The sequence below is a fragment of the uncultured Shimia sp. genome (assembly GCF_947493595.1).
Classification (GTDB): Bacteria; Pseudomonadota; Alphaproteobacteria; order Rhodobacterales; family Rhodobacteraceae; genus Shimia.
Genome location: NZ_CANLRL010000008.1, coordinates 195,958 through 216,608, shown reverse-complemented (window position 1 = coordinate 216,608; position 20,651 = coordinate 195,958). Strand labels below are relative to the sequence as shown.

Here is a 20,651-nt window from a genome sequence, read left to right as displayed (position 1 = left end):
ATTGCAGCCCCTACATCCCAAAGATAAACGCTGCAAGGGGGCTTTGTCCAACTTTAGCCGAATTTTAGCGGGAAACAGTCTGTGAACTTAATCTTAACAGTTCTGGAAATTGTCGCGCCGGTCTTCTTGGTGGCCGGTGTGGGATTTGCCTGGGTGAAGGCTGGTTTTGAGTACCGCATTCAATTTGTTACGCGCCTTGCCATGACACTGGCAGTGCCCTGTCTGATCTTCACCGCGCTGATGAAAACCGAGGCCGATCTTGCAGACTTGGCCAAGCTGACTCTGGCCGGGACATCAGCTTATGTTGTGGTTGGCGCCGTTGGATGGGCGCTTTTAAAGGCCGCTGGTATGAGCCTGCGGACCTATTTGGCGCCGATCATCTTTGGCAACACCGGCAATCTCGGCATCCCGCTGGCTTTGTTTGCGTTTGGTCAACCTGGGCTTGAGGCTGCCGTGGTTATGTTGGCCGTCTCCGCGATCCTGTCCTTCACCTGGGGCATCTGGATTGTCGCGGGCGAGGGCGCTTTTGGCAAAATGATCAAGGAGCCGATGATCTGGGCCACGCTCTTGGGCGCGCTGTTCTTGATGATGGATTGGCATACACCTGTCTTCATTACCAACACCTTGGATCTGATTGGTCAAATGGCGATTCCTATGATGTTGCTCACCCTTGGCGTGGCGGTAGCGCGGCTCACGCCGGGGCGGGTTGTGACCGCTATCTGGCTCTCGGTGGTGAAGCTGCTGATCTGTGCTGCCGTTGGTTGGGGCATTGGGCTGGCTTTTGGCCTCACGGGCACATTGTTTGGGGTGCTGGTGTTGCAAATGGCGATGCCGGTGGCCGTGACTGCCTATCTGTTGGCTGAGAAATATGAGGCCGACAGCAACGCGGTCGCCGGTTACGTGGTGGTGTCCACGCTGGTTTCTGTGATCGGCTTACCGATTCTACTGGCATTGCTGCTGTAATTCCGGCTTTGTGATTTACCCTCTGTGGAAAAATCCGCTAAAGTGGCAAAAAACAAAGAATGAGCGAGAGGCAAATGAGCAGAGTTCTCTTCGCGCTGATGGTTGTGCTTGTTGTTGCGTCCTGCGGCAAGAAGGATACCTCTGCGCCCCGTAACTTGGATAACGCCTGTGCGATCCTGAAAGAAAAACCACATTTCCGTCGGGCGTTTGTCTCCACGAAACGCAAGTGGGGTGTGCCAGTATCGGTGCAGATGGCTGTTCTGTATCAGGAAAGCAAATTCATTGGCGACGCCCGCACGCCTCACAAATACGCGCTGGGCATTCTGCCAATGGGCCGTCAGAGCAGCGCTTATGGCTATGCCCAGGCTTTGGATGGCACCTGGGATCAGTACCGCCGCGAGACCCGCAACCGCAGCGCCAAACGCGACAATATCAAAGACGCCTCTGACTTCATGGGGTGGTACTTCAATGAATCCCGTGACCGCAACGGTGTCTCACTGAGCGACGCGCGGGCGCAGTACCTCAACTACCACGAAGGCCACACTGGCTATGCGCGCGGCAACTACCGCAACAAAGCCTGGCTGGTAAAAGTTGCAGATGACGTGGCGAGCCGTGCGGCGACCTATCAATCGCAACTCAAGAGCTGCTCGCGTTTGCGCTGAGAACGTCACCATTCCGTGAACAGAAAGTGAGGCGCACCAGTTTTGGGGCGCCTTTCTTCGTTGTGTTGCGCCGACAGCTTGAGAAAACACACCGGAATCCGCTTCTGAGCACACGGGAGGCGGGCAATAGAGTGGCAAAATTCACCGCTTGACATTTCTGACTAAAACAATCAGAAATAGCCGCAGTAGCCACCCAGCAGGGGAGCCAACACATTGATACGGACCAACGGAGAGTCCCATGACCCTGCAAATGCAAGCTCCCGAAATGGCAAACGCGCTTCCCGTCCATGACGCCAACCAATTGACCGGTGACAACGGCCTGGCTCACATTCGACTGAACGACCAGCTTTATACGCTGCGTATCACCCGCGCGGGCAAGCTGATCCTGACAAAATGAGCGGCGCCCCCCACAGAGGTGGGCAGCGTGTTGGCCTGCTCGAAGACCTCGGCGATGTGGAACGGCTGGCGGTGCGTTGGTTGCGCTCCTGGGGGCGGGATCCGGTGGGGATTGCGCATCTGGAGTCCATGCTCACCGTGGGGCTAGGCCCGGATCAAGCGCGTAACATCAAAGGTGTTTTTGAAGACCTGATGGAAGTTGGCCGCCAATATGGTCGCCGCGCACTGTGCCGCCATGGTTGTCACTGTCGCTGCCTTGGCGCAGATGAAGCAGTCTTTGCCCATTTGATTGAGGCCGGAGCCAACGGAGATCAGGAAGATGCGGCGCTTCTTGCTTCCCTTGTTGTGCGTCCGGACATGGCGATGTGCTTTGCTGGCTTGGCGGCGGAGTTCGGCATGGCCCTTCATAAAGTGGCCCGTGCGGCGCCCGCTCGTCCACAGATTTCGACACCGGTTTCGGCCACAGTGCATTAACCCCTGTGGCCAGACCGTGGCTGTCCATTCACTTTTTTCACAGAGCGCTCACAAGCATGTTAGGCGGCGCGACGCGCATGTGGTTGCCATTGCTTCGTGAAATGCCCACACTTCTCCTCATACGCCGGGAGCACCTCGGCAGGTTTCAAGTACACCAAAGGAGAACCCAAAGTGTTTTCTGACACCCTTACGTACCCCGACACCCAACAGCGCAGCTGGCGCATAGCCGGGCTCGCGTTTTTGTCCATGCTGTTTGTTATGGCGCAAACGCTGATTGCCCAGGCGCGTCCCGACAGTTTTGCCGATCTGGCGGACAAAATCAGCCCATCCGTGGTGAACATCACCACCTCCACGGTTGTGGCCGGTCGCACAGGTGGCCCTCAGGGCATTGTGCCCGAAGGCTCCCCGTTTGAGGATTTCTTCCGCGAATTCCAGGACCGTCAAGGCAATGAGGGTGACCAACCACGCCGCACCTCCGCGCTGGGCTCCGGCTTTGTGATTTCCGCAGATGGCTTTGTGGTCACCAACAACCACGTGATTGAAGGCGCTGACGAAATTCTGGTCGAGTTCTTTGAAGGGGGGGAGCTTCCAGCCAAAGTTATTGGCACCGATAAGAATACCGACATCGCCCTGCTGAAGGTCGAATCTGACGAACCGCTTGATTTTGTCGTGTTTGGCAACAGCGATACCGCACGGGTGGGCGATTGGGTCATGGCCATGGGCAACCCGCTGGGCCAAGGTTTCTCGGTCTCCGCTGGTATTGTCTCCCAACGCGGGCGCTCTCTGTCTGGTGCCTATGACGACTACATTCAGACCGACGCCGCCATCAACCGCGGCAACTCCGGCGGTCCGCTATTCAATATGGACGGCGACGTGATTGGCGTGAACACCGCGATTCTGTCCCCGAACGGCGGCTCGATTGGTATTGGCTTCTCCATGGCCTCCAACGTGGTCACCAAAGTGGTGGATCAGCTCAAAGAGTTTGGCGAAACCCGCCGTGGTTGGCTGGGTGTGCGCATTCAGGATGTGACCGAAGACATGGTGGATGCGGTAGAGGGCCTGAAAACGGCTGCGGGCGCCATGGTCACCGATGTCCCTGAAGGTCCGGCGATGAAAGGCGGCGTTCTGGCTGGCGATGTCATTCTGAGTTTTGATGGCCAGAGCGTGAAGGATGTGCGCGGCCTGGTGCGTACTGTGGGCAATACCAATGTCGGAAAAACCGTCGATATGGTGGTGCTGCGGGATGGCAAAGAGGTGACGCTTGCGATCACTCTGGGCCGCCGGGAAGAGGCGGAAGGCGCAGTGCCGGCCAGTCAGTCAGCGCCCTCTGGTGACCCAGTGGAAAAAGAGATCCTTGGGCTGACAGTCACTGAACTCACCGACGAGATGCGCGAAGAGCTTGGCGTGTCTGAGGGCACCGATGGTCTTGTGGTGAGCAACGTGGACGAGATCTCCAAGGCGTATGAAAAAGGCCTGCGGGCGGGTGATGTGCTGACCGAAGCGGGGCAACAGAAGCTGACCTCGATTGCTGATCTGGAAGACCGCATCGAAGAAGCCAAAGAGGCGGGCCGCAAATCCCTGCTGCTGCTGGTGCGCCGCGCCGGTGAGCCTCGCTTTGTGGCGCTCAACATCGAAGAATAAGCTGTTCCACGATCCAAAACAGAGAAGGGCGCCCGCTGCGGCGCCCTTTTTCATGTCTTCCTGAACGGGATCAGCTTTCCCGTGGCACTGCCACCAATCCCAGTCGCCGCGCGCTTTCCAGCGATAAGATGGCACTGTCGAGCCCCTCTGCGCTTTGGTATCTGCGAATGGCCGCCCGCGTGCGCGCATCCCGCTCGGCGGTGATGCTGCCGTAAAACAACCCACGCACCTTGAGGGCGCGCTGCAAAGAGGCGGTGAACTCTGCGGTCCAGACCTCCACACAGGGTGTTTCAAACCACAGTTCACGGCGTTCTTGCACAATGCGCTGTTGGGTCTCTGTGCGGAAAATCCCCGGTGCAATCACGGTGCCATCTGCCAAAACTTCCGGCGGCTGCACCATGACCTGCTCGCTCACGGTTTCCACCACGGCCGGTGTGACGTGCCGGCCCCAGCAACTGCCAGGCCGCGCATTGGGCGGCGCGCCGGCATCTTCGGCGCGTACAATCTCGGGCTCGTTAAAGGCGGCGATATAGGGCGCGGAGGCAATTTGATCTTCACACGCCGTCAGGCTCCCCAGCGCCAAAAGCGCTGTGGCGGCCAGAACCGATCGTGCGGCAAAATCTGCGGGCATGCTCGCGCCTCATGTGTTTTGCCCTGTCATACCGCGTTTTGCGCCGCAGCGAAACGCGTCATTTGTCTGAAGGTTCTGGCGGTGTGACCAAACTGTCCAAGAGCGGCGAAAGATCTTCGATCCGTTCGGCAATCACATGGGTGACATTGTTCTCCCGCTGAATGCGCCCGGTGACCCTGAGCAGCCGCCCGGCAATCACCGCGCGGCGGAAATGCTCATAAAGGCTGCGCCAGACAATGATATTTATCACGCCGGTCTCATCCTCCAGCGTGACAAAGATCACCCCTTTGGCGGTGCCGGGCCGTTGCCGCAGAATCACCAGCCCCGCCACGGTGATCCGCGCGCCATTGGGGGGCTCGATCAGGCGATTGGCGGTCAAAGCCGCTGGTGGGCGCGGCCAATCCGCAGGCCGGGCATATCCAAGCCGTGGTGATGTTGGAGGCGATGTGACAATCTGCATAAGAACAAATATAGAACATTTGAAATTTGTCGCAAGGGGAAGGGGGGCTGGTCGCAAATGGGGGTGGAAGCGGCGCAAGGCCTGACCTAACTAGGGATGCGAACAGTTTCTCAAAGGAGCCAGACATGGCCAAAATCACCTATGTCGAGCACAACGGTACCGAACATGTTGTGGAGGTCGCCAACGGCTTGACCGTTATGGAAGGCGCACGTGACAATAATGTTCCCGGCATCGAAGCCGATTGTGGTGGCGCCTGTGCCTGCTCAACCTGTCACGTCTATGTGGATCCGTCCTGGGTGGAAAAAATTCCGGCCAAAGACGACATGGAAGAAGACATGCTGGATTTTGCCTATGAGCCCAACCCGGACACCTCTCGCCTGACCTGCCAGATCAAGGTCACCGACGCGCTGGACGGTCTGGTTGTCAAACTGCCAGAAAAGCAAATCTGATGGTTATGGCGCGGCGTCTTCTGTCAAATACGCTGCGCCGTTTCACGCGCCGCGCAATGATCGCGGCGGGTGTGGGGCTGATGGCGGCTCCGGTGATGGCAGAGATCACGTCCGCCCGCTACACAGACGAAACCTCCCGATATGCCCATGGAGTGCTTGGTGATGCCATTGAGTACGGCACGCTTGAGCTGACCTTGAAGGGGGGCAAGCGTCTCACACTCACGCTCCCCCAAGATCGCGTCTTTGAAGACATTGCACCGCGTCTGGTGGATATGGATGGGGATGGCGCGCCTGAAGTGATTGTGGTCGAAAGCAGCCAGACCGGCGGCGCTCGCCTCGCCATTTACGACCAAAACGGCCTGCGCGCCGCCACGCCCCACATCGGCCAACGCAACCGTTGGCTCGCGCCCATCGGGGCCGCAGATCTCGACGGCGACGGTCACATAGAAGTGGCCTATATCGACCGGCCCCATCTGGCCAAAACCCTGCGCGTCTGGCGGTTCCAGGATAACAAACTGACCCAGGCGGCCTCACAAGCTGGCCTGACCAATCACCGCATCGGCGAAGACTTCATCTCCGGTGGCATCCGCGATTGCGGCGACGGCCCGGAAATGATCACGGTCAATGCCAACTGGTCAGAGGTCATGGCCACAGGTTTTGACGGCAAGGCCCTGTCACCCCGCGCCCTTGGCCCTTTCAAAGGCCAGACTTCCCTCAAACGCGCGCTGGACTGCAAAGCGCCCTAGGATTCTCTTTCTAAAAATATCCCGGGGTGAATTGGTCGCAGGCCAAGAGGGGCTGGCCCCTTCCGCCCCCTAGCGCACGGTCCCGTCGCTCGCTGAGTAAATATGCCGCGTGCCAATCGCGCCCAGAGATTGGAACAGGCTCGCGGTGTTGGACACGCCAAACTTCTTCAAAAGCTTGCCGCGATGCACCTCCACCGTACGGTTGCTCATCTCCAGCTTGATCGCGATCTCCTTGCTGGTCAGCCCTTCAGCCAAGAGCGAAAACACCTCTCGTTCACGGCGGGTCAGCGGATGGTAAGGTCGTGTGTCTGAAATATCCGCAAAGCTCCAGACCGCGCGCTGCAACGGGTCTTCCGGCGTAAATGTATGCCCGCGCACCCGACACCAGAACATCTCACCCCCGCGCCGCATCATCACGCGTTCATCCCAATAAAAATTGCCCTCGCGCAGCTCCTGCACACCGCGATTGCGGATGTTGGTGAACTCTTCCTGCGTGGGGTAGAGGATCGCAAAGGTGCTGTCTTTGAGCGCCGCGCGCTCGTAACGGAACATCTCGGCAAAGGTGTCGTTGCAATCGCGGATCACCCGGTTTTCGGTGACCACTATGCCCACCGGCGCAAAGCTGAACGCCAGTTCCACAAAATCGCCCGTGGCGTAGGCTTCTTCCACCGAAATGGTCATGTCATCTCCCCCAATTCAGGCGGAGAATAGGGCGCTGCACACCTTGGCGCAACGCCCGCAAAACTACCTATTAGAGCGCGCGCCAGCCGATGTCGCGACGGTAAAACCCGCCAGGCCAATCAATCGCATCGACCATGGCATAAGCCTGATCGCGCGCTTCCTGCAGGCTGGCGCCCCGCGCGGTGACGTTCAGAACACGGCCACCGGACGCGGTGATCTGGCCGTCTTTCTCGGTGGTGCCCGCGTGGAACACCATGTTCTTGCTGTCGGACGTGATGGCGTCCAGCCCGCCAATCACAGAGCCCTTCTCATAAGACCCGGGATAGCCATTGGCCGCCATCACCACGGTGATCGCATGATCATCGGCCCAATTCACCTGCGCCTCATGCAGCCGCTCTTCAGCCGCCGCATGTATCAGATCCATCGCCTGTGCTCCTAGCCGCATCATCAGCACCTGACACTCCGGATCGCCAAAACGCACGTTGTATTCCACCAGGCGTGGCTGACCGTCCTTGATCATCAGACCGACGTAGAGCACACCCTGATACGGCGTGCCGCGCTTTGCCATCTCATCAATGGTGGGCTGCACGATCTCATCCAGCGCCTTTTGCGCAATCTCATCGGACAACACTGGCGCAGGCGAGTAAGCGCCCATACCACCGGTGTTTAGGCCCGTGTCGCCTTCGCCCACACGCTTGTGGTCTTGCGCGGTGCCCACAGGCAGGGCGGTCTTGCCGTCACACAGGATGAAGAACGAGGCCTCTTCGCCTTCCATGAACTCTTCGACCACCACTTCGGCCCCCGCGCCACCAAAGGCGCCGCCAAACATGTCGTCTACCGCATCCAAAGCGGTTTGCAGGTCCATCGCCACAATCACACCTTTGCCAGCCGCAAGACCGTCGGCTTTCACCACAATGGGTGCGCCTTGCTCGCGGATGTAGGCTTTGGCGGCTTCTGCATCGGTGAAGTGTCCATAGCCCGCCGTGGGCGCATTGGCCGCGTCACAAATCTCTTTGGTGAAGCTCTTGGAGGCTTCCAATCGTGCGGCTGCCTTGGACGGTCCAAACACCAGCACGCCCGCTTCGCGCAGCCGGTCCGCCACACCGTTGGCCAGCGGCGCTTCTGGGCCGACAATGACAAAATCAATCGCATTGGCCGCCACAAAGGTCACAACCTCGCCGCCATCCTCGATGTCAAAGCTGGCGCATTCCGCGATCTGCGCGATGCCCGCGTTGCCCGGTGCCACAATCAGCTTGTCGCATTTCGGGTTCTGCATCACCGCCCATGCCAGTGCGTGCTCACGTCCACCGCTGCCGAGAATAAGAATGTTCATGTTGCCGCCTTCCGCTTGGCCTCCGCTTTGCGGCGTTCTAAGGTGGCTTGGCACAGGAAACAAGGGAACTGAGCAGCGCACCCATGTCTGATCTGATCGACGACCCAAGAGAGGGCGAAAACGCCCCGGAATTCAGCGTCACCGAACTCTCCGGCGCGATCAAACGTATGATCGAGGGCGAGTTCTCCCATGTGCGCATAAAAGGCGAGATCGGGCGGGTATCTTTTCCGCGCTCGGGGCATGTCTATCTCGACCTGAAAGACGACCGCTCCGTGATTGCAGGTGTAATGTGGAAAGGCGTCGCGGCGCGTGTGTCCACCCGTCCCGAAGAAGGCATGGAAGTGGTTGCCACCGGGCGGCTCACCACCTTCCCGGGCCAATCCAAATACCAACTGGTGATCGAAGACCTGAAGCCGGCCGGTGTCGGCGCGCTGATGGCGATGCTGGAAAAACGCAAAGCCATGTTGCAGGCCGAAGGCCTGTTTGCGCAGGAAAGCAAAAAGCCGCTGCCCTATCTGCCGGAAATCATCGGCGTGGTGACCTCGCCTAGCGGGGCCGTGATCCGTGACATTCTGCACCGCCTGCGGGACCGCTTCCCGCGCAAAGTGCTGTTGTGGCCTGTCGCGGTGCAGGGGGAGCAATGTGCCAAACAGGTGGCCAACGCCATCAATGGCTTTAACCAAATGACCCCCGGCGGGGCGATGCCGCGTCCGGATCTTATCATTGTCGCCCGAGGCGGTGGCAGCATCGAAGACCTCTGGGGCTTTAACGAAGAAGTGGTCGCGCGGGCCGCTGCGGCCTCTGATATCCCGTTGATCTCCGCTGTCGGCCACGAAACCGACACTACGCTGATTGACTTTGTCTCCGACAAACGCGCGCCAACCCCAACGGCAGCGGCTGAACTGGCTGTGCCGGTGCGGCTCGACATGCTGGCTTGGGTTGAAGAACAAGGCGCGCGCCTCACTCGGGGGCTGGAGCAAGGGTTGCGCCAACGCGACCAACGCCTGCGGGATCTGGCCCGTGCGCTGCCGCGTGCCGACACCCTGCTGCAAACCCCGCGACAGCGACTTGATGCAGCGACGGATGCTCTGCCTCGAGTCTTGCAGGCTGGTGTGCAGGCGCGTCGTGTTACCTTGGCGCAGAAAAGTGGTGGATTGAGCGACAAGACGTTGCTGCGGATTATCGCGGTTCACAAGCAAAAGCACCAAGGGTTCAGTGACCGTCTTTCACAGAAAGCGCTCGAGCGAAACATTGGCCTGAGAAAGGAAAAGGTCTCGGAACTTTCGCGTCGTCTTTCAGATGGAGGCACCCGTCAGGTGCAAACACTGAAAGATCGTCTCGCCTCATTGGACCGGATGCGTGAAACGCTCAGCTACACCGCCACGTTGCAACGCGGTTACGCCGTGGTGCGCGGGGATGGGGCTTTGGTGAAAACCTCCGCTGAGGCCTCCGCCGCCAACGCTTTGGAAATTGAATTTGCCGATGGTCGCCTGTCCGTTGGGTCAGGGGGCGCAGTTGTCCCATCTGCACCGCCGCAGCCTGCAGCTGAAAAGCCCAAGCCTGCGCCAAAACCCAAAGCGAAGAAAACGCCGCCACCTGAGCAGGGCAGCCTGTTCTAAAGCTGTCGCTTAGACCCCAACATCTGGCCCAAGGCACAACATCTCTTCGGAGCTGTCTTCGATCTCATATAGCAGCCGCCCGTCCGGCTCATTTTCAAACTTGGCGCGCAGGCCGCGGGAGTCCTCATAGAAACTCCAGCACTGAGCCCCGGGGCTGTCCTCATAGACAAAACAGATCTGACCGGCCTCCTCGTACCAGTAGCCATCTTTGCACTGGCCACTGCCGTCCAGAAACGCCCACCGTACCCGCCGATCTGACAGATACTCTTCCACGCCGTAGCGCCGCCCGTCCGCCTCATAAAACAGGGTCTTGCCTGACACATAGGCTTCAAATTCGGCGGCCGACATGGCGTCTTCTGCCGCCGCCGCGCTGCTTAACAGCGCCAAAACAATGCTCACATACTTCATGGCGCCATGCTGCCTGAGGTGTGGGCAGCAATCCAGTCTCATTGCTGTGATGCGCGCAGTTTTGCCACTCTCAGTTTCTCAACACGGGGATCCATCACCCGCCGCCATTGGCGCGGCCAGAGCGCCAGAATTGCCATTAACGGCAATGACTGCGGCAGGATGGGCATGGTCGCCTTGTCCAGTTGCAAGGCCGGGTAGTCCCGCGTGGGCACCATATGGTGGTCCGAATGACGCGGCGCATTGAGCATCAGCGCGGAGGTATAAAGTTGCGGCGCGTTCCAGCTGTGCTCTGGCCCCACCGGTTCCGGCTTGCCGTTCTCGTGTATCTGCCGATGCAAACCATAGTGCTGCACATAGTCTGACAACAATAGTTGCATGCTGCCGTAACTCGCCAGCGCCACATAAGCCACCATGCCGCCCAGCCCTGCCAAGCGCGCCGCCACCGCCAGGCAGAGCACCGCGCCGCCGACATAGATCAAATAGGGATGCAGCAGGGATTTGCGGGCACCAGCTCGCTTGCGCATCGCGGTCTCCGCCTGCCATCCGGCGACAAAGGATCCAACCCACGCCCGCGGCCAGAATTGATAAAAATTCTCGCCCTCTTTGGGGCTATTGGGGTCTTTGTCAGTTGCCACCCAGATGTGATGCACCTTGGGGTGCGCCGAGGTGTGATGTCCAAACAGCAGCGAGATATAGACCCACATGCCCAGCCTGCGCGGAAACCGCGCTGCTTTGTGGATCAACTCATGGGCATTGGCATTGCTCACCTGTCCAAAGAACAGTCCAAACGCGATGAAACAGCAAACCTTGGCGCCAAGGCTGATCCCTGTGGCACCCGCCAAAGCCAGCACGGCAATCACCATCAGCGGAAAATGCGCGAGGCCCAGCACCAGCGACAGCTGCATCCCACTGGGAAACTCGCCATCCGCACCGGTTTTTACCGCTGCGCCTTGCACCAACCGGTCCATCACATGAATAAGGCTACCCATATAGACCAGCGCAGCGACTGCCCATAGACCACCCAACAGCCCGCCAAGCGCCAGCAGCACCACGGGAATCGTTGTCGCGATCCAGAACCAAGCCATGTGTTTTCCCTTTCAAAGAGCCCACGCGCTTTGTATCCGGGCAAAATTACTCCTTCGTTTCCGTCCTGCAAAGCGGTGACGAGGGGTTATTTTCAGTGGATTGCAATTTTCTTGAGGAATCCCGCGCCAACCCCATTGACTCGGCCCCAGCCATCATTAAAAGGCGGGCTTCAAGAGATTTACACGGGGTATCTGTGCCCCGGCGCAGGAGAAGTACAATGGCGAAGCCGACGACCATCAAGATCCGTCTGAACTCGACCGCGGGCACGGGCCATTTCTACGTGACCAAGAAAAACGCACGCACGATGACCGAAAAAATGGTCGTCCGTAAATACGACCCGGTGGTGCGCAAGCATGTCGAGTACAAAGAAGGCAAGATCAAGTAAGATCGCTTTCTGAGACACATGCAAAAGCCGCGCCAAACCAAGGCGCGGCTTTTTGCTTTTAAAGAAACCCGCGCCTGAAAAACAAAAAACGTTTTCTTCAGGAGGGTTTCCAAATGCCCCATCCATTCTTTATCCGCCCCGCCAGCCTTGATGACCGCCAGGCCGTTTCTGACCTGTTTGCTCAATCCTATCCGGATTTGCTGCCGCAGGACTATGAAGAAGCCGTGCTGACGGAGGCGCTGCCGCTGATCACCAAAGCGCGCGCGTCTCTGCTGGCCTGCGGCACCTATTTTGTTGCCGAATGTGCAGAAACCGACGCCATTGTCGGGGCAGGGGGCTGGACGGATCTCAGCCCGTCTCGCGGCGTAAGTGGCACCGATCTTGGGCACATGCGCCATGTGGCCACCCGCCCGGATTGGCTGCGACGCGGTGTTGCACGCACATTGATTGATGTGTCCCTGGCTTCTGCAGAGGCGCATGGTATGCGTCAAATGAGTTGCATGAGCACGTATACCGCTCGGCCTTTTTATGAAGCTATGGGCTTTGAGGAGACCACCGAGGTGGAGCTCACATTGGCCCCTGGTGTGCATTTTCCGGCCATCCAGATGCGCCGCAACCTTTGCGCCCCAGAATACGCGTGACACAAAAAAGGCCGGTCGCAATGACCGGCCTTTTCTATTGCTATGCTATGCGGATCACTCGCGGTTGCCGAGGAACTGCAGCAGGAACATGAACAGGTTGATGAAGTCCAGATACAGGGTCAGCGCGCCCATGATCGCAGACTTCGCCAGCCACTCGCTGTCACCCATATGGGCGTGCTGGATGTAGTCGTTCTTGATCTTCTGCGTGTCATATGCGGTCAGCGCAGCAAAGATCAAAACACCAATGGCAGAGATTGCAAACGCCATCGCAGAAGACTGCAGGAAGATGTTCACAATCGACGCCACGATCAGACCGATCAGACCCATCATCAGGAAGGTGCCAAGACCGGACAGGTTCTTCTTGGTGGTGTAGCCATAGAGCGACAGACCCGCAAAGGCGATCGATGTGATCAGGAAGGTCTGGATGATCGACTCACCGGTGAACACCAGGAAGATCGAGCTGATCGATGCGCCCATCAGGGCTGCAAACGTGTAGAAGAACAGCTGTGCGCCAGCGGCGGACAGGCGGTTGATCGCCATGCCAAAGCCAAACACCATCGCCAAAGGGGCAAACATGATGACCCACTTCAGAGGGGAGGCATAAAGCGCATTGCCCAATGATGTCAGCATTTTTGCGCCGGTCGCAGGATCGGTCGCAACGGCCAGGCCGGACAGCGCCCATGCTGCGGCGAAAGTGATCAGCATGCCAACGGACATGTTGCCATACACTTTGTTCATGTGGGCGCGCAGACCCGCGTCGATATGAGCCGCGCTGGCGGTCGCCGTGCTGCGGATCGTGTCAAATTCAGCCATCAAAGCCTCCGAGTTAACTTTATTGCCCCCAGAACCTGACGTTCAGAGGGTTTCATCAGAGAATATCGGTGACGGGAGGCGTGAATTCAAGGATTTCCGCCGTCAAAACCGGCGAAAATCCGCATCAATGTTAACGTTTGTCTTATCCGCGCCAATGCGCTGGCACATCCCAGGCGGAGCGGCTCAATTCGCAGTCCACATCGGCTTGGGTCAGGCCCATGTCGTGCAGGGCGGCGGCGTCCAGCCGGGCCAACTGGCGGCGCTGGCGCAGGACGGCAAAGGCCTGCGTCAGGCGGGACAGGGAAAACTTGGAACCACGGGAGCTCGCGGATGAAGTGGTGATGAAGGCCATGGGTCGTTCCTTTCCTGATTTGCGATTGGTCTTGGTCTGTGCATCAAATTACTTGATGTATATCGGTGGATGCGTGTATTTAGAAAGCGAATGTTTGTGACGGACTTCATCACGTTTCATGATGTGTGTTCAAGAACAGTGATCTAAAGGGAGACAGCCATGCGCAATCTTGATGTAACCACGCTCCGCAGTTTTGTTGCCGTTGCCGATATGGGCGGTGTGACAAAGGCGGCTGGCTTCCTGCATCTCACCCAATCGGCGGTCTCTATGCAGCTCAAACGTCTGGAAGAGTTAATTGGTGTCGCGCTTTTGGACCGCTCTGGGCGTGGCATTGCCCTCACCCCGGCGGGGGAGCAGATGCTTGGCTATGCCCGTCGTATGGTCACGCTCAACGATGAGATCATGCGCCGTTTGAGCCATGATGAGTTTGAGGGCGCGGTCACACTTGGAGTGCCACATGACATTGTCTACCCGACCATCCCGCGCGTCATGCAGCAGTTCGCGGCCGCTTTTCCGCGAGTGAAAGTCAATCTGTGTTCATCTTATACGCTGGAGCTGAAACAGCTGTTTGATAAGGGCGAGATTGACTTGATCCTGACCACGGAAACCAACACGCCAGATGGCGCTGAAGGATTGTGTACCTTGCCACTGGTCTGGATTGGCGCACCGGGGGGGGCGAGTTGGCGTCGCCGGCCATTTCCCTTTGCCTCTGCCCGTCAGTGCCTGTTCCGGCAGCGGGCAATTTCGGCGCTGGATCGTGCAGGCATCGAATGGGATTCCGCACTGGAAACAGAATCGGATCGCACGGTAGAGGCAACTATTGCGGCGGATCTTGGGGTTGGTGAGATGTTGCTTGGCACCGAGCCGCGTCATCTGGAGGTCATCGATCATGGTGGCGCGCTGCCCGAACTGGGCGAGCAGCACATCAACATGTATGGCGCAGAGCAGGCCAAGGGCGATGTGATCGCCCATTTGGCCGAATTGATCCGCAAGAGCTTCCTGTCCATGCACGCACCGGTCGAAAGCCCGCCGCGGCTTGGGGTGGTGGGTTAACCTCTAGTCCACCGTCACAACCACCTTGCCGGTGGAATTGCGACTGCGCAGAAGTTCATAGGCCTCTGCGGCCTGCTCCAACGGCAAGACATGGCTGACATGTGGTTTCAGCTTTCCCGCGCCGTACCAGTCAAACAGGGTTTGCATGCTGCCGGTCAATACCCCCGGCTTGAACGACAGATACCCGCCCCAATAGAGGCCAATCACCGTCAGGTTTTTCACCAGTAAGTGGTTGGCCGGAATTTGCGGCACCTCTCCGCTGGCAAAACCCAATGGCAATAGACGCGCCTCGGGGTTGCAGGCGCGGAAGGCGGCTTTGAACTGATCCCCGCCCACAGGGTCATAGACCACATCCGCGCCACCCAGGGCCTTCACTTCTGCACGGATGTCGGCGGTCTTGGCGTCGATCAGGTGATCCGCCCCTGCCGCTTTGGCCACGGCAAGCTTGTCGGCACCGCGGGCACAGGCAATTACATTGGCGCCCATCAGCTTGCCCAACTCAACCGCTGTCAGGCCAACACCTCCGGCCGCGCCCAATACCAGAAGGTTCTCCCCCGGTTGCAGCTTGGCGCGATGGTCCAGCGCGACGTGGCTGGTGCCATAGGCCACAGGGAAGGCCGCCGCATCTTCATAACTCATGCCTTTGGGCATCGGCACGGCGCTTTCGGCCGGATAGACGCCAAACTCGGCCAGCCCACCGCTGCCACCAAACACCAATACATTCGAGCCAACCGCAGGCCCATCGGTGTCCGGCCCCAGCGCGTCCACCACACCCGCCACTTCCATGCCCAGCGTAAATGGCACCGGAGGGGTGGCCTGATAGCTGCCTTTGATCATCAGCAGATCGCCAAAATTCAACGCGCAGGCTTTGATCTTCACCCGGATCTCGCCGGGGCCGGGTTCGGGGTTGGCAATATCAACAAGGCTGGGGGCGGTGTCATGGGACGTTACTTGAAAAGCGCGCATCTTAATCTCCTGATCTCAGGTTCGAATACACATGCGTCCGCGATCAAGTCAAAGCTGATCCCTTGAAAACAGAGGATTGCGACACGACGTCACCCTCTGGCTGAGCATTTAACGGAGTAGAAAGTGCTTAACATGACAATCTCCGATTGAATGGGCTACTCTATCCAGAAGGGGTAAGACACATTCTTTCCCTTGATTATAAGGCGAAAACTGCTAAGGTGAATTATCGCGAAAGGGATGCGCGATAACTTCACTAAACGAATTGGTGACGCTGCTGGCGGGCTGCTAGGTCCTAGGCTGCGACCCGATATTTAATTCGGAAGGAGACGTGTGATGACACATCCAGTGGACGTGCATGTTGGCAAGAAAATCCGCCAACGCCGGTGGCTGACGGGGATGACGCAGCAACAACTGGCCGAGCAAGTCGGGATCAAGTTTCAACAGATTCAAAAGTATGAAACCGGTGCCAACCGTGTCAGCGCCTCTCGACTTTGGGACATTTCCGACGCTCTGGACGTGCCGGTCAGCTTCTTCTTTGAAGGTCTCGAAAGCGACAGCGATGGCGCAAGCTCCGGCAGCGTGCCTGCCGACATCATGGCTGACAAAGAAGCGCTGGATCTGATCCGCAGCTACTATGCCATTCCGGAGAACCAGCGCCGGCGCCTGTTTGAACTGGCCCGCGTCCTGTCTGACGTCGCTTGAGTCCATTCCCGCTCTGGTCTAGCCATGGCGCGAACGCCAGAGCGGAGACTGTGACCGATGACACCAGAACAGAACGACCTGATCGCTGTGGCGGATGCCATGGCTGATGCGGCCCGCGCGGCCATTCTTCCCCACTTTCGCAGCACGACCCTCACCGCAGACAACAAACTGTCTGAGGGGTTTGACCCTGTTACTGTGGCAGATCGCGCCGCGGAGGAAGCAATGCGTGCCGTTCTCGCAGAGCGCCGCCCGCAGGACGGCATTTTTGGCGAAGAGTTTGGAAAAACCGAGGGCAGCAGTGGCCTGACCTGGGTGCTGGATCCCATCGATGGCACCCGCGCGTTTATCTCTGGCACCCCAACCTGGGGGGTACTGCTTGCGTTGTCTGATGACACCGGCCCGATCTATGGCGTTGTCGATCAACCTTACATTGGCGAGCGCTTCAAAGGCGGCTTTGGCATCGCGGAGGCTGATGGGCCACATGGGGCCATGCCGCTCAAAACCCGCAACACAGCCATCTTGGCGGAATCGGTCATCTTCACCACTTTCCCCGAAGTTGGCACCGAGGCAGAGCGCGCAGGCTTTGAACGTGTCGCCTCCCAGACCAAACTCACCCGTTACGGCATGGATTGCTACGCCTACGCGCTTTTGGCCGCAGGACAGATCGATCTGGTGATCGAGGCCGGACTCAACGCTTATGACATTCAGGCGCCCATCGCGGTGATCGAGGCCGCTGGCGGCATTGTCACCAATTGGCAGGGTGGCCCCGCACATGAGGGCGGGCAGGTTTTGGCTGCCGCCAACAAAGAGTTGCACGCACAGGCTTTGGCGCTCCTGCCACAGGCTTAAGATGCACCACCCTTGATTGCGGCCCCGCCGCTTCGCTATGATGCACGGGCACAGCGAGTCCTTTGCCCGCATTCTGTCGCTGAGCCTCATATCGCTACCGAATCGGGCCCTCTTTAGGCCCAAGGAATGCGCATATGGCACAAGCCTCTGAAACTCTGATCAAATCCGCTCAGACTGTTCTGACCATGGATGATGACCGTCGCGAACTGGCGGCGCATGACATCCGAATCAAGGATGGCGTGATTGCCGAGATTGGCGAGAATCTCACAACCGATGGCGAAACCGTTTTTGCCGATGGCTGCGTGGTTACGCCCGGCTTGGTGAACACCCACCACCACCTCTACCAAACTCTGACCCGGGCCGTGCCGGGCGGGCAGGACGCGCTGCTGTTTGGCTGGCTCCAACGGCTCTATCCGATCTGGTCACGTTTTGGCCCGGAAGAGATGAACATCTCCGCCCAAATTGGCCTTGCCGAACTCGCGCTCTCCGGCTGCACCCTGACCTCGGATCATCTCTACCTCTACCCAAACGGGTCGCGCCTTGATGACACCATCGAGGCCGCCAGGGAAGTGGCGATGCGTTTTCATCCCACCCGTGGCGCCATGAGCATCGGCGAAAGCGACGGTGGCCTGCCACCGGATTCTCTGGTCGAAAAGGAAGACGCCATCCTCAAAGACGCCATTCGCCTGATCGACAGTCACCACGACGCCCGCGACGGCAGCATGGTGCGCGTCGGCGTGGCCCCCTGTTCGCCATTCTCCGTGTCTCGCGAGTTGATGCGCGACGCCGCCATTTTGGCGCGCGACAAAGGTGTGATGCTGCACACCCATTTGGCGGAAAACGACGAAGATATTGCCTATTCACTGGAAAACTTCGGCTGCCGACCCGGTCAATATGCCGAGGAACTGGGGTGGGTGGGCGAAGATGTGTGGCACGCCCATTGCGTGAAACTGGACGAAAGCGAAATCGCACTTTTCGCCCGCACAAAAACCGGCGTCGCCCATTGCCCCTGTTCCAACTGCCGGCTCGGCAGTGGCATCGCCCCGGTGCGGGCCATGCGCGACGCCAAAGTGCGGGTGGGCCTTGGTGTAGACGGATCCGCCTCCAACGACGCCGGCAATCTGGTGGCAGAGGCCCGTCAGGCGATGTTGCTGCAGCGAGTCGCCCTGGGCGCGGACGCCATGTCCCCCCGCGAAGCGCTCGAAATTGCCACGCGAGGCGGGGCAGAGGTGCTGGGGCGACACGATTGTGGCCAGATCGCCGTTGGCAAACGCGCCGACATCGCGATTTGGGATGTCACCGGCGTGCACAGCGCGGGCAGCTGGGATCAGGCGGCGATTCTTCTGGCTGGTCCAACCACCGTGCGCGATCTTTTTGTCGAAGGCCGTCAAATCGTGCGCGACGGCCATATGACCAGCATCAACCTGTCTTCGGTGATTCAACGGCAGAACGCTTTGGCAACGCGACTCGCGGAAAGCCTCTAAGCGAAAACACCGGCGGGCGCCATCGCGCCCGTCGTTACAAGCCATTCAGATCATGCGGAAAAAACAAAAGGCGCCGGGAAACCCTGGCGCCTTTTTGCGTTTGATCCAAATGGAGCGGGCGAGGCGATTCGAACGCCCGACCCTAACCTTGGCAAGGTTATGCTCTACCCCTGAGCTACGCCCGCACCGTTTGGATGGCCGTGATTTAGCGCTCCCCACGGGGGACCGCAACCCCCAATTCGAAAGAAATTCACACAATCCGCAGAAAGTTTTTAAGTCACTGAAAAGAGGCCCAGAAACGCGAAAAGGCGCGGATAAATCCGCGCCTTCATCACTCTCTCCACGAGGGAGATATTGGAGCGGGCGAGGCGATTCGAACGCCCGACCCTAACCTTGGCAAGGTTATGCTCTACCCCTGAGCTACGCCCGCTTCCTTGGGTGAGGCGTGAAATATAAAGAGTCTCGGCGGGCTGCAAGTGGAAAATGTCGCCTTGCCGAAAAAAATGTGATTTTTGATTTTTTACCGACGGAACCCTCAACAAGGCGCGTACAACCTCCCATGACAGACACCACACAGACACTCAGCCGCCGCAGCTTTCTGGCCATGCTTACGCTGACCCCGGTCGGCGTTTTGGCGCACGCCGGACATGGCATGAGCCACTTGACGGTCACATCCACCGTGACCCGCCGCCGCAAACGTCGTCTCGACCTGGTGCTGACATTCTATAACGCCGGTACCGAGCCCATGACGTTGGAAGGCATCTTCGTTGATGTCGCCAAACTGTCAGGACAGAAATTGCCCTTCACCGTGCCAGCTGGCGCATTGGAAGAGCAAAAGCTGACCCTGCGGTTTGATGATGCGGTGCCCGGCATATTCACCATGCTGTTGGACTTTGGCGCGGACGGGCAGGGGCCTGTGACCGTTATGCCGTAGGGGTTTTCTGGAGGGAACCACATGACTTTGTTGGAAAACGTGAAGCTCGGCGTCTTGGCCGTGGCCATTGTCGTGGGGGCTGCCGCAAGCAGCGATGCCCAGGGCCGCCCCCCTATGCGGCAACACACCGCTACCGAATCTGAGCCGCTGCGTCTGGTGAAGGCCACCAAGAACGCGGGCCGTTCTAAAGTGAGCACCTCCAAGAAAGGCACCAAGCGGGTGATCTCTGCCAATGGCATCCCTGCCCATAAAGTTGGTCGGTTCCCCAACAGCGGCAATCCTCACCGCATCAAGGCGCAAAACCACACATTCAAGATGCCGCTCACGCCGCAGAAAACCGCACGCAGCACACAAAGCCGCATGGGTATCTTTGGTGTGGCGGTCAACGGCGTGCCGTTTGATCCCGGCGCGGCAGAGTTCTGGCGCGGCAACCCGCGCTCCGGCTGGCAGTATGAAGCTTTGGGCGGCGCGGTGCCGCTGGGATTGGATGCCAATTACGCCCATGTGCAGCCCACCGGCGCCTATCATTATCACGGCCTGCCGGTGGGGCTGATGCAACGACTCGGCTGGTCGCGCCAAGCGGAATCGCCGCTTATCGGCTATGCGGCGGACGGCTTCCCGATCTACGCCATCACCGCCACGGTAAATGGCCGCGTCACGCAAATGACCAGCTCGTATCGCCTCAAATCAGGCAACCGCACCGGCAACGGACCCACTGGCCGCCACGATGGCACATTTGTTCAGGACTATAGATATGTCGCCGGGGCAGGGACGTTGGATGCGTGTAATGGCGCATTCGTGAAAACCGCGAACTACCCGCAAGGCTCCTACGCTTACTTTCTCACGGATAGCTTCCCAGTGATCCCGCGCTGCCACAAAGGCGTGCCGGACCCCAGCTTTCAAAAACGTCGCCCAAGGTAAGT

25 protein-coding genes and 2 tRNA genes are annotated in these 20,651 nt (G+C 58.8%); 16 read left to right on the top strand and 11 right to left on the bottom strand.

Features of this window, described 5'->3' with window-relative positions:
* Positions 1-81 precede the first annotated feature (81 nt).
* From Q0955_RS17600 to Q0955_RS17580, 5 genes are all read left to right on the top strand, one after another.
* Positions 82-963 (top strand): AEC family transporter, encoded by an 882-nt coding sequence (locus Q0955_RS17600; protein ID WP_299426983.1) that lies wholly within the window; start codon positions 82-84, stop codon positions 961-963.
* A 74-nt stretch (positions 964-1,037) separates the two neighbouring features.
* Positions 1,038-1,625, top strand: a complete 588-nt coding sequence (locus Q0955_RS17595; RefSeq protein ID WP_299426980.1) for a lytic transglycosylase — start codon at positions 1,038-1,040, stop codon at positions 1,623-1,625.
* Between the two features lie 238 nt (positions 1,626-1,863).
* Entirely contained in the window at positions 1,864-2,022 is a 159-nt protein-coding gene (locus Q0955_RS17590) for a hemin uptake protein HemP (RefSeq protein WP_168591412.1), read from the top strand.
* Complete coding sequence (locus Q0955_RS17585; protein WP_299426977.1) at positions 2,019-2,495, top strand: hypothetical protein; 477 nt, start codon at positions 2,019-2,021, stop codon at positions 2,493-2,495. The genes Q0955_RS17590 and Q0955_RS17585 overlap by 4 nt, the downstream gene beginning before the upstream one ends.
* Positions 2,496-2,741: 246 nt before the next feature.
* A complete protein-coding gene (locus Q0955_RS17580) occupies positions 2,742-4,136 on the top strand; it encodes a Do family serine endopeptidase (protein WP_299427041.1) in 1,395 nt (464 codons plus the stop codon).
* Between the two features lie 70 nt (positions 4,137-4,206).
* Here the strand turns inward: Q0955_RS17580 and Q0955_RS17575 are convergent, their stop codons facing one another.
* Positions 4,207-4,767: a peptidoglycan-binding domain-containing protein gene (locus Q0955_RS17575; RefSeq protein ID WP_299426974.1), complete on the bottom strand. Its 561-nt coding sequence runs from the start codon at positions 4,765-4,767 to the stop codon at positions 4,207-4,209.
* Between the two features lie 58 nt (positions 4,768-4,825).
* Positions 4,826-5,227 (bottom strand): OB-fold nucleic acid binding domain-containing protein, encoded by a 402-nt coding sequence (locus Q0955_RS17570; protein ID WP_299426971.1) that lies wholly within the window; start codon positions 5,225-5,227, stop codon positions 4,826-4,828.
* Positions 5,228-5,352: 125 nt separating this feature from the next.
* On the opposite strand from Q0955_RS17570, the gene Q0955_RS17565 reads away from it, so the two are divergent.
* A complete protein-coding gene (locus Q0955_RS17565; RefSeq protein ID WP_283426585.1) occupies positions 5,353-5,676 on the top strand; it encodes a 2Fe-2S iron-sulfur cluster-binding protein in 324 nt (107 codons plus the stop codon).
* 56 nt (positions 5,677-5,732) lie between these two features.
* Positions 5,733-6,422 (top strand): VCBS repeat-containing protein, encoded by a 690-nt coding sequence (locus Q0955_RS17560; RefSeq protein ID WP_299427038.1) that lies wholly within the window; start codon positions 5,733-5,735, stop codon positions 6,420-6,422.
* A gap of 69 nt (positions 6,423-6,491) precedes the next feature.
* Here Q0955_RS17560 and Q0955_RS17555 read toward each other — a convergent pair whose 3' ends face one another.
* Together Q0955_RS17555 and purD are read right to left on the bottom strand one after the other, a co-directional pair.
* Positions 6,492-7,103, bottom strand: a complete 612-nt coding sequence (locus tag Q0955_RS17555) for a LuxR C-terminal-related transcriptional regulator (RefSeq protein WP_299426965.1) — start codon at positions 7,101-7,103, stop codon at positions 6,492-6,494.
* Between the two features lie 70 nt (positions 7,104-7,173).
* Positions 7,174-8,436 carry a phosphoribosylamine--glycine ligase gene (gene purD, locus Q0955_RS17550; RefSeq protein WP_299426962.1) on the bottom strand — a complete coding sequence of 421 codons (1,263 nt, stop codon included), beginning with the start codon at positions 8,434-8,436 and terminating at the stop codon, positions 7,174-7,176.
* An 83-nt stretch (positions 8,437-8,519) separates the two neighbouring features.
* On the opposite strand from purD, the gene xseA reads away from it, so the two are divergent.
* The gene (gene xseA / locus Q0955_RS17545) at positions 8,520-10,055 is read left to right on the top strand and encodes an exodeoxyribonuclease VII large subunit (protein ID WP_299426959.1); all 1,536 of its coding nucleotides are present in this window, start codon (positions 8,520-8,522) and stop codon (positions 10,053-10,055) included.
* A gap of 9 nt (positions 10,056-10,064) precedes the next feature.
* Here xseA and Q0955_RS17540 read toward each other — a convergent pair whose 3' ends face one another.
* Positions 10,065-10,463: a hypothetical protein gene (locus Q0955_RS17540; RefSeq protein ID WP_299426956.1), complete on the bottom strand. Its 399-nt coding sequence runs from the start codon at positions 10,461-10,463 to the stop codon at positions 10,065-10,067.
* Positions 10,464-10,501: 38 nt separating this feature from the next.
* A complete protein-coding gene (locus Q0955_RS17535) occupies positions 10,502-11,548 on the bottom strand; it encodes an alkane 1-monooxygenase (RefSeq protein WP_299426953.1) in 1,047 nt (348 codons plus the stop codon).
* Between the two features lie 218 nt (positions 11,549-11,766).
* Between Q0955_RS17535 and rpmG the strand changes: the two genes are divergently transcribed.
* Together rpmG and Q0955_RS17525 are read left to right on the top strand one after the other, a co-directional pair.
* On the top strand, positions 11,767-11,934 hold the full coding sequence (gene rpmG / locus Q0955_RS17530; RefSeq protein WP_007814563.1) for a 50S ribosomal protein L33: 168 nt from the start codon (positions 11,767-11,769) through the stop codon (positions 11,932-11,934).
* Positions 11,935-12,047: 113 nt separating this feature from the next.
* Positions 12,048-12,575: a GNAT family N-acetyltransferase gene (locus tag Q0955_RS17525; protein WP_299426951.1), complete on the top strand. Its 528-nt coding sequence runs from the start codon at positions 12,048-12,050 to the stop codon at positions 12,573-12,575.
* A 54-nt stretch (positions 12,576-12,629) separates the two neighbouring features.
* On the opposite strand, the gene Q0955_RS17520 is transcribed toward Q0955_RS17525, so the two are convergent.
* Both Q0955_RS17520 and Q0955_RS17515 read right to left on the bottom strand, forming a co-directional pair.
* Positions 12,630-13,388: a Bax inhibitor-1/YccA family protein gene (locus Q0955_RS17520; RefSeq protein WP_299426949.1), complete on the bottom strand. Its 759-nt coding sequence runs from the start codon at positions 13,386-13,388 to the stop codon at positions 12,630-12,632.
* Between the two features lie 142 nt (positions 13,389-13,530).
* On the bottom strand, positions 13,531-13,740 hold the full coding sequence (locus tag Q0955_RS17515) for a DUF1127 domain-containing protein (protein ID WP_299426946.1): 210 nt from the start codon (positions 13,738-13,740) through the stop codon (positions 13,531-13,533).
* A 159-nt stretch (positions 13,741-13,899) separates the two neighbouring features.
* On the opposite strand from Q0955_RS17515, the gene Q0955_RS17510 reads away from it, so the two are divergent.
* Positions 13,900-14,793, top strand: a complete 894-nt coding sequence (locus Q0955_RS17510) for a LysR family transcriptional regulator (protein ID WP_299426943.1) — start codon at positions 13,900-13,902, stop codon at positions 14,791-14,793.
* Positions 14,794-14,796: 3 nt separating this feature from the next.
* Here the strand turns inward: Q0955_RS17510 and Q0955_RS17505 are convergent, their stop codons facing one another.
* Entirely contained in the window at positions 14,797-15,759 is a 963-nt protein-coding gene (locus Q0955_RS17505; protein ID WP_299426940.1) for an NADPH:quinone oxidoreductase family protein, read from the bottom strand.
* Positions 15,760-16,092: 333 nt separating this feature from the next.
* Between Q0955_RS17505 and Q0955_RS17500 the strand changes: the two genes are divergently transcribed.
* The 3 genes from Q0955_RS17500 to Q0955_RS17490 all read left to right on the top strand — a co-directional run bounded on the left by Q0955_RS17500 (position 16,093) and on the right by Q0955_RS17490 (position 18,794).
* Complete coding sequence (locus Q0955_RS17500) at positions 16,093-16,461, top strand: helix-turn-helix transcriptional regulator (RefSeq protein ID WP_168591397.1); 369 nt, start codon at positions 16,093-16,095, stop codon at positions 16,459-16,461.
* A gap of 57 nt (positions 16,462-16,518) precedes the next feature.
* Positions 16,519-17,310, top strand: a complete 792-nt coding sequence (hisN, locus tag Q0955_RS17495) for a histidinol-phosphatase (protein WP_299426937.1) — start codon at positions 16,519-16,521, stop codon at positions 17,308-17,310.
* Between the two features lie 134 nt (positions 17,311-17,444).
* On the top strand, positions 17,445-18,794 hold the full coding sequence (locus tag Q0955_RS17490) for an 8-oxoguanine deaminase (RefSeq protein ID WP_299426934.1): 1,350 nt from the start codon (positions 17,445-17,447) through the stop codon (positions 18,792-18,794).
* A gap of 110 nt (positions 18,795-18,904) precedes the next feature.
* Here the strand turns inward: Q0955_RS17490 and Q0955_RS17485 are convergent.
* Positions 18,905-18,979: transfer RNA gene (locus Q0955_RS17485), tRNA-Gly, on the bottom strand.
* Positions 18,980-19,149: 170 nt separating this feature from the next.
* A tRNA-Gly gene (locus tag Q0955_RS17480) sits at positions 19,150-19,224 on the bottom strand.
* A 129-nt stretch (positions 19,225-19,353) separates the two neighbouring features.
* Here Q0955_RS17480 and Q0955_RS17475 point away from each other — a divergent pair.
* The gene (locus tag Q0955_RS17475) at positions 19,354-19,728 is read left to right on the top strand and encodes a hypothetical protein (RefSeq protein WP_299426931.1); all 375 of its coding nucleotides are present in this window, start codon (positions 19,354-19,356) and stop codon (positions 19,726-19,728) included.
* A gap of 21 nt (positions 19,729-19,749) precedes the next feature.
* Positions 19,750-20,649, top strand: a complete 900-nt coding sequence (locus Q0955_RS17470; protein ID WP_299426928.1) for a YHYH protein — start codon at positions 19,750-19,752, stop codon at positions 20,647-20,649.
* Positions 20,650-20,651 lie beyond the last annotated feature (2 nt).

Bases quoted from the DNA above. Each gene is read 5' to 3' on its own strand.
- Q0955_RS17595 (WP_299426980.1), top strand. From the start codon at position 1,038: ATGAGCAGAGTTCTCTTCGCGCTGATGGTTGTGCTTGTTGTTGCGTCC.
- Q0955_RS17590 (WP_168591412.1), top strand. From the start codon at position 1,864: ATGACCCTGCAAATGCAAGCTCCCGAAATGGCAAACGCGCTTCCCGTC.
- Q0955_RS17585 (WP_299426977.1), top strand. From the start codon at position 2,019: ATGAGCGGCGCCCCCCACAGAGGTGGGCAGCGTGTTGGCCTGCTCGAA.
- Q0955_RS17580 (WP_299427041.1), top strand. From the start codon at position 2,742: ATGCTGTTTGTTATGGCGCAAACGCTGATTGCCCAGGCGCGTCCCGAC.
- Q0955_RS17575 (WP_299426974.1), bottom strand. From the start codon at position 4,767: ATGCCCGCAGATTTTGCCGCACGATCGGTTCTGGCCGCCACAGCGCTT.
- Q0955_RS17570 (WP_299426971.1), bottom strand. From the start codon at position 5,227: ATGCAGATTGTCACATCGCCTCCAACATCACCACGGCTTGGATATGCC.
- Q0955_RS17565 (WP_283426585.1), top strand. From the start codon at position 5,353: ATGGCCAAAATCACCTATGTCGAGCACAACGGTACCGAACATGTTGTG.
- Q0955_RS17560 (WP_299427038.1), top strand. From the start codon at position 5,733: ATGATCGCGGCGGGTGTGGGGCTGATGGCGGCTCCGGTGATGGCAGAG.
- Q0955_RS17555 (WP_299426965.1), bottom strand. From the start codon at position 7,103: ATGACCATTTCGGTGGAAGAAGCCTACGCCACGGGCGATTTTGTGGAA.
- purD (WP_299426962.1), bottom strand. From the start codon at position 8,436: ATGAACATTCTTATTCTCGGCAGCGGTGGACGTGAGCACGCACTGGCA.
- xseA (WP_299426959.1), top strand. From the start codon at position 8,520: ATGTCTGATCTGATCGACGACCCAAGAGAGGGCGAAAACGCCCCGGAA.
- Q0955_RS17540 (WP_299426956.1), bottom strand. From the start codon at position 10,463: ATGAAGTATGTGAGCATTGTTTTGGCGCTGTTAAGCAGCGCGGCGGCG.
- Q0955_RS17535 (WP_299426953.1), bottom strand. From the start codon at position 11,548: ATGGCTTGGTTCTGGATCGCGACAACGATTCCCGTGGTGCTGCTGGCG.
- rpmG (WP_007814563.1), top strand. From the start codon at position 11,767: ATGGCGAAGCCGACGACCATCAAGATCCGTCTGAACTCGACCGCGGGC.
- Q0955_RS17525 (WP_299426951.1), top strand. From the start codon at position 12,048: ATGCCCCATCCATTCTTTATCCGCCCCGCCAGCCTTGATGACCGCCAG.
- Q0955_RS17520 (WP_299426949.1), bottom strand. From the start codon at position 13,388: ATGGCTGAATTTGACACGATCCGCAGCACGGCGACCGCCAGCGCGGCT.
- Q0955_RS17515 (WP_299426946.1), bottom strand. From the start codon at position 13,740: ATGGCCTTCATCACCACTTCATCCGCGAGCTCCCGTGGTTCCAAGTTT.
- Q0955_RS17510 (WP_299426943.1), top strand. From the start codon at position 13,900: ATGCGCAATCTTGATGTAACCACGCTCCGCAGTTTTGTTGCCGTTGCC.
- Q0955_RS17505 (WP_299426940.1), bottom strand. From the start codon at position 15,759: ATGCGCGCTTTTCAAGTAACGTCCCATGACACCGCCCCCAGCCTTGTT.
- Q0955_RS17500 (WP_168591397.1), top strand. From the start codon at position 16,093: ATGACACATCCAGTGGACGTGCATGTTGGCAAGAAAATCCGCCAACGC.
- hisN (WP_299426937.1), top strand. From the start codon at position 16,519: ATGACACCAGAACAGAACGACCTGATCGCTGTGGCGGATGCCATGGCT.
- Q0955_RS17490 (WP_299426934.1), top strand. From the start codon at position 17,445: ATGGCACAAGCCTCTGAAACTCTGATCAAATCCGCTCAGACTGTTCTG.
- Q0955_RS17475 (WP_299426931.1), top strand. From the start codon at position 19,354: ATGACAGACACCACACAGACACTCAGCCGCCGCAGCTTTCTGGCCATG.
- Q0955_RS17470 (WP_299426928.1), top strand. From the start codon at position 19,750: ATGACTTTGTTGGAAAACGTGAAGCTCGGCGTCTTGGCCGTGGCCATT.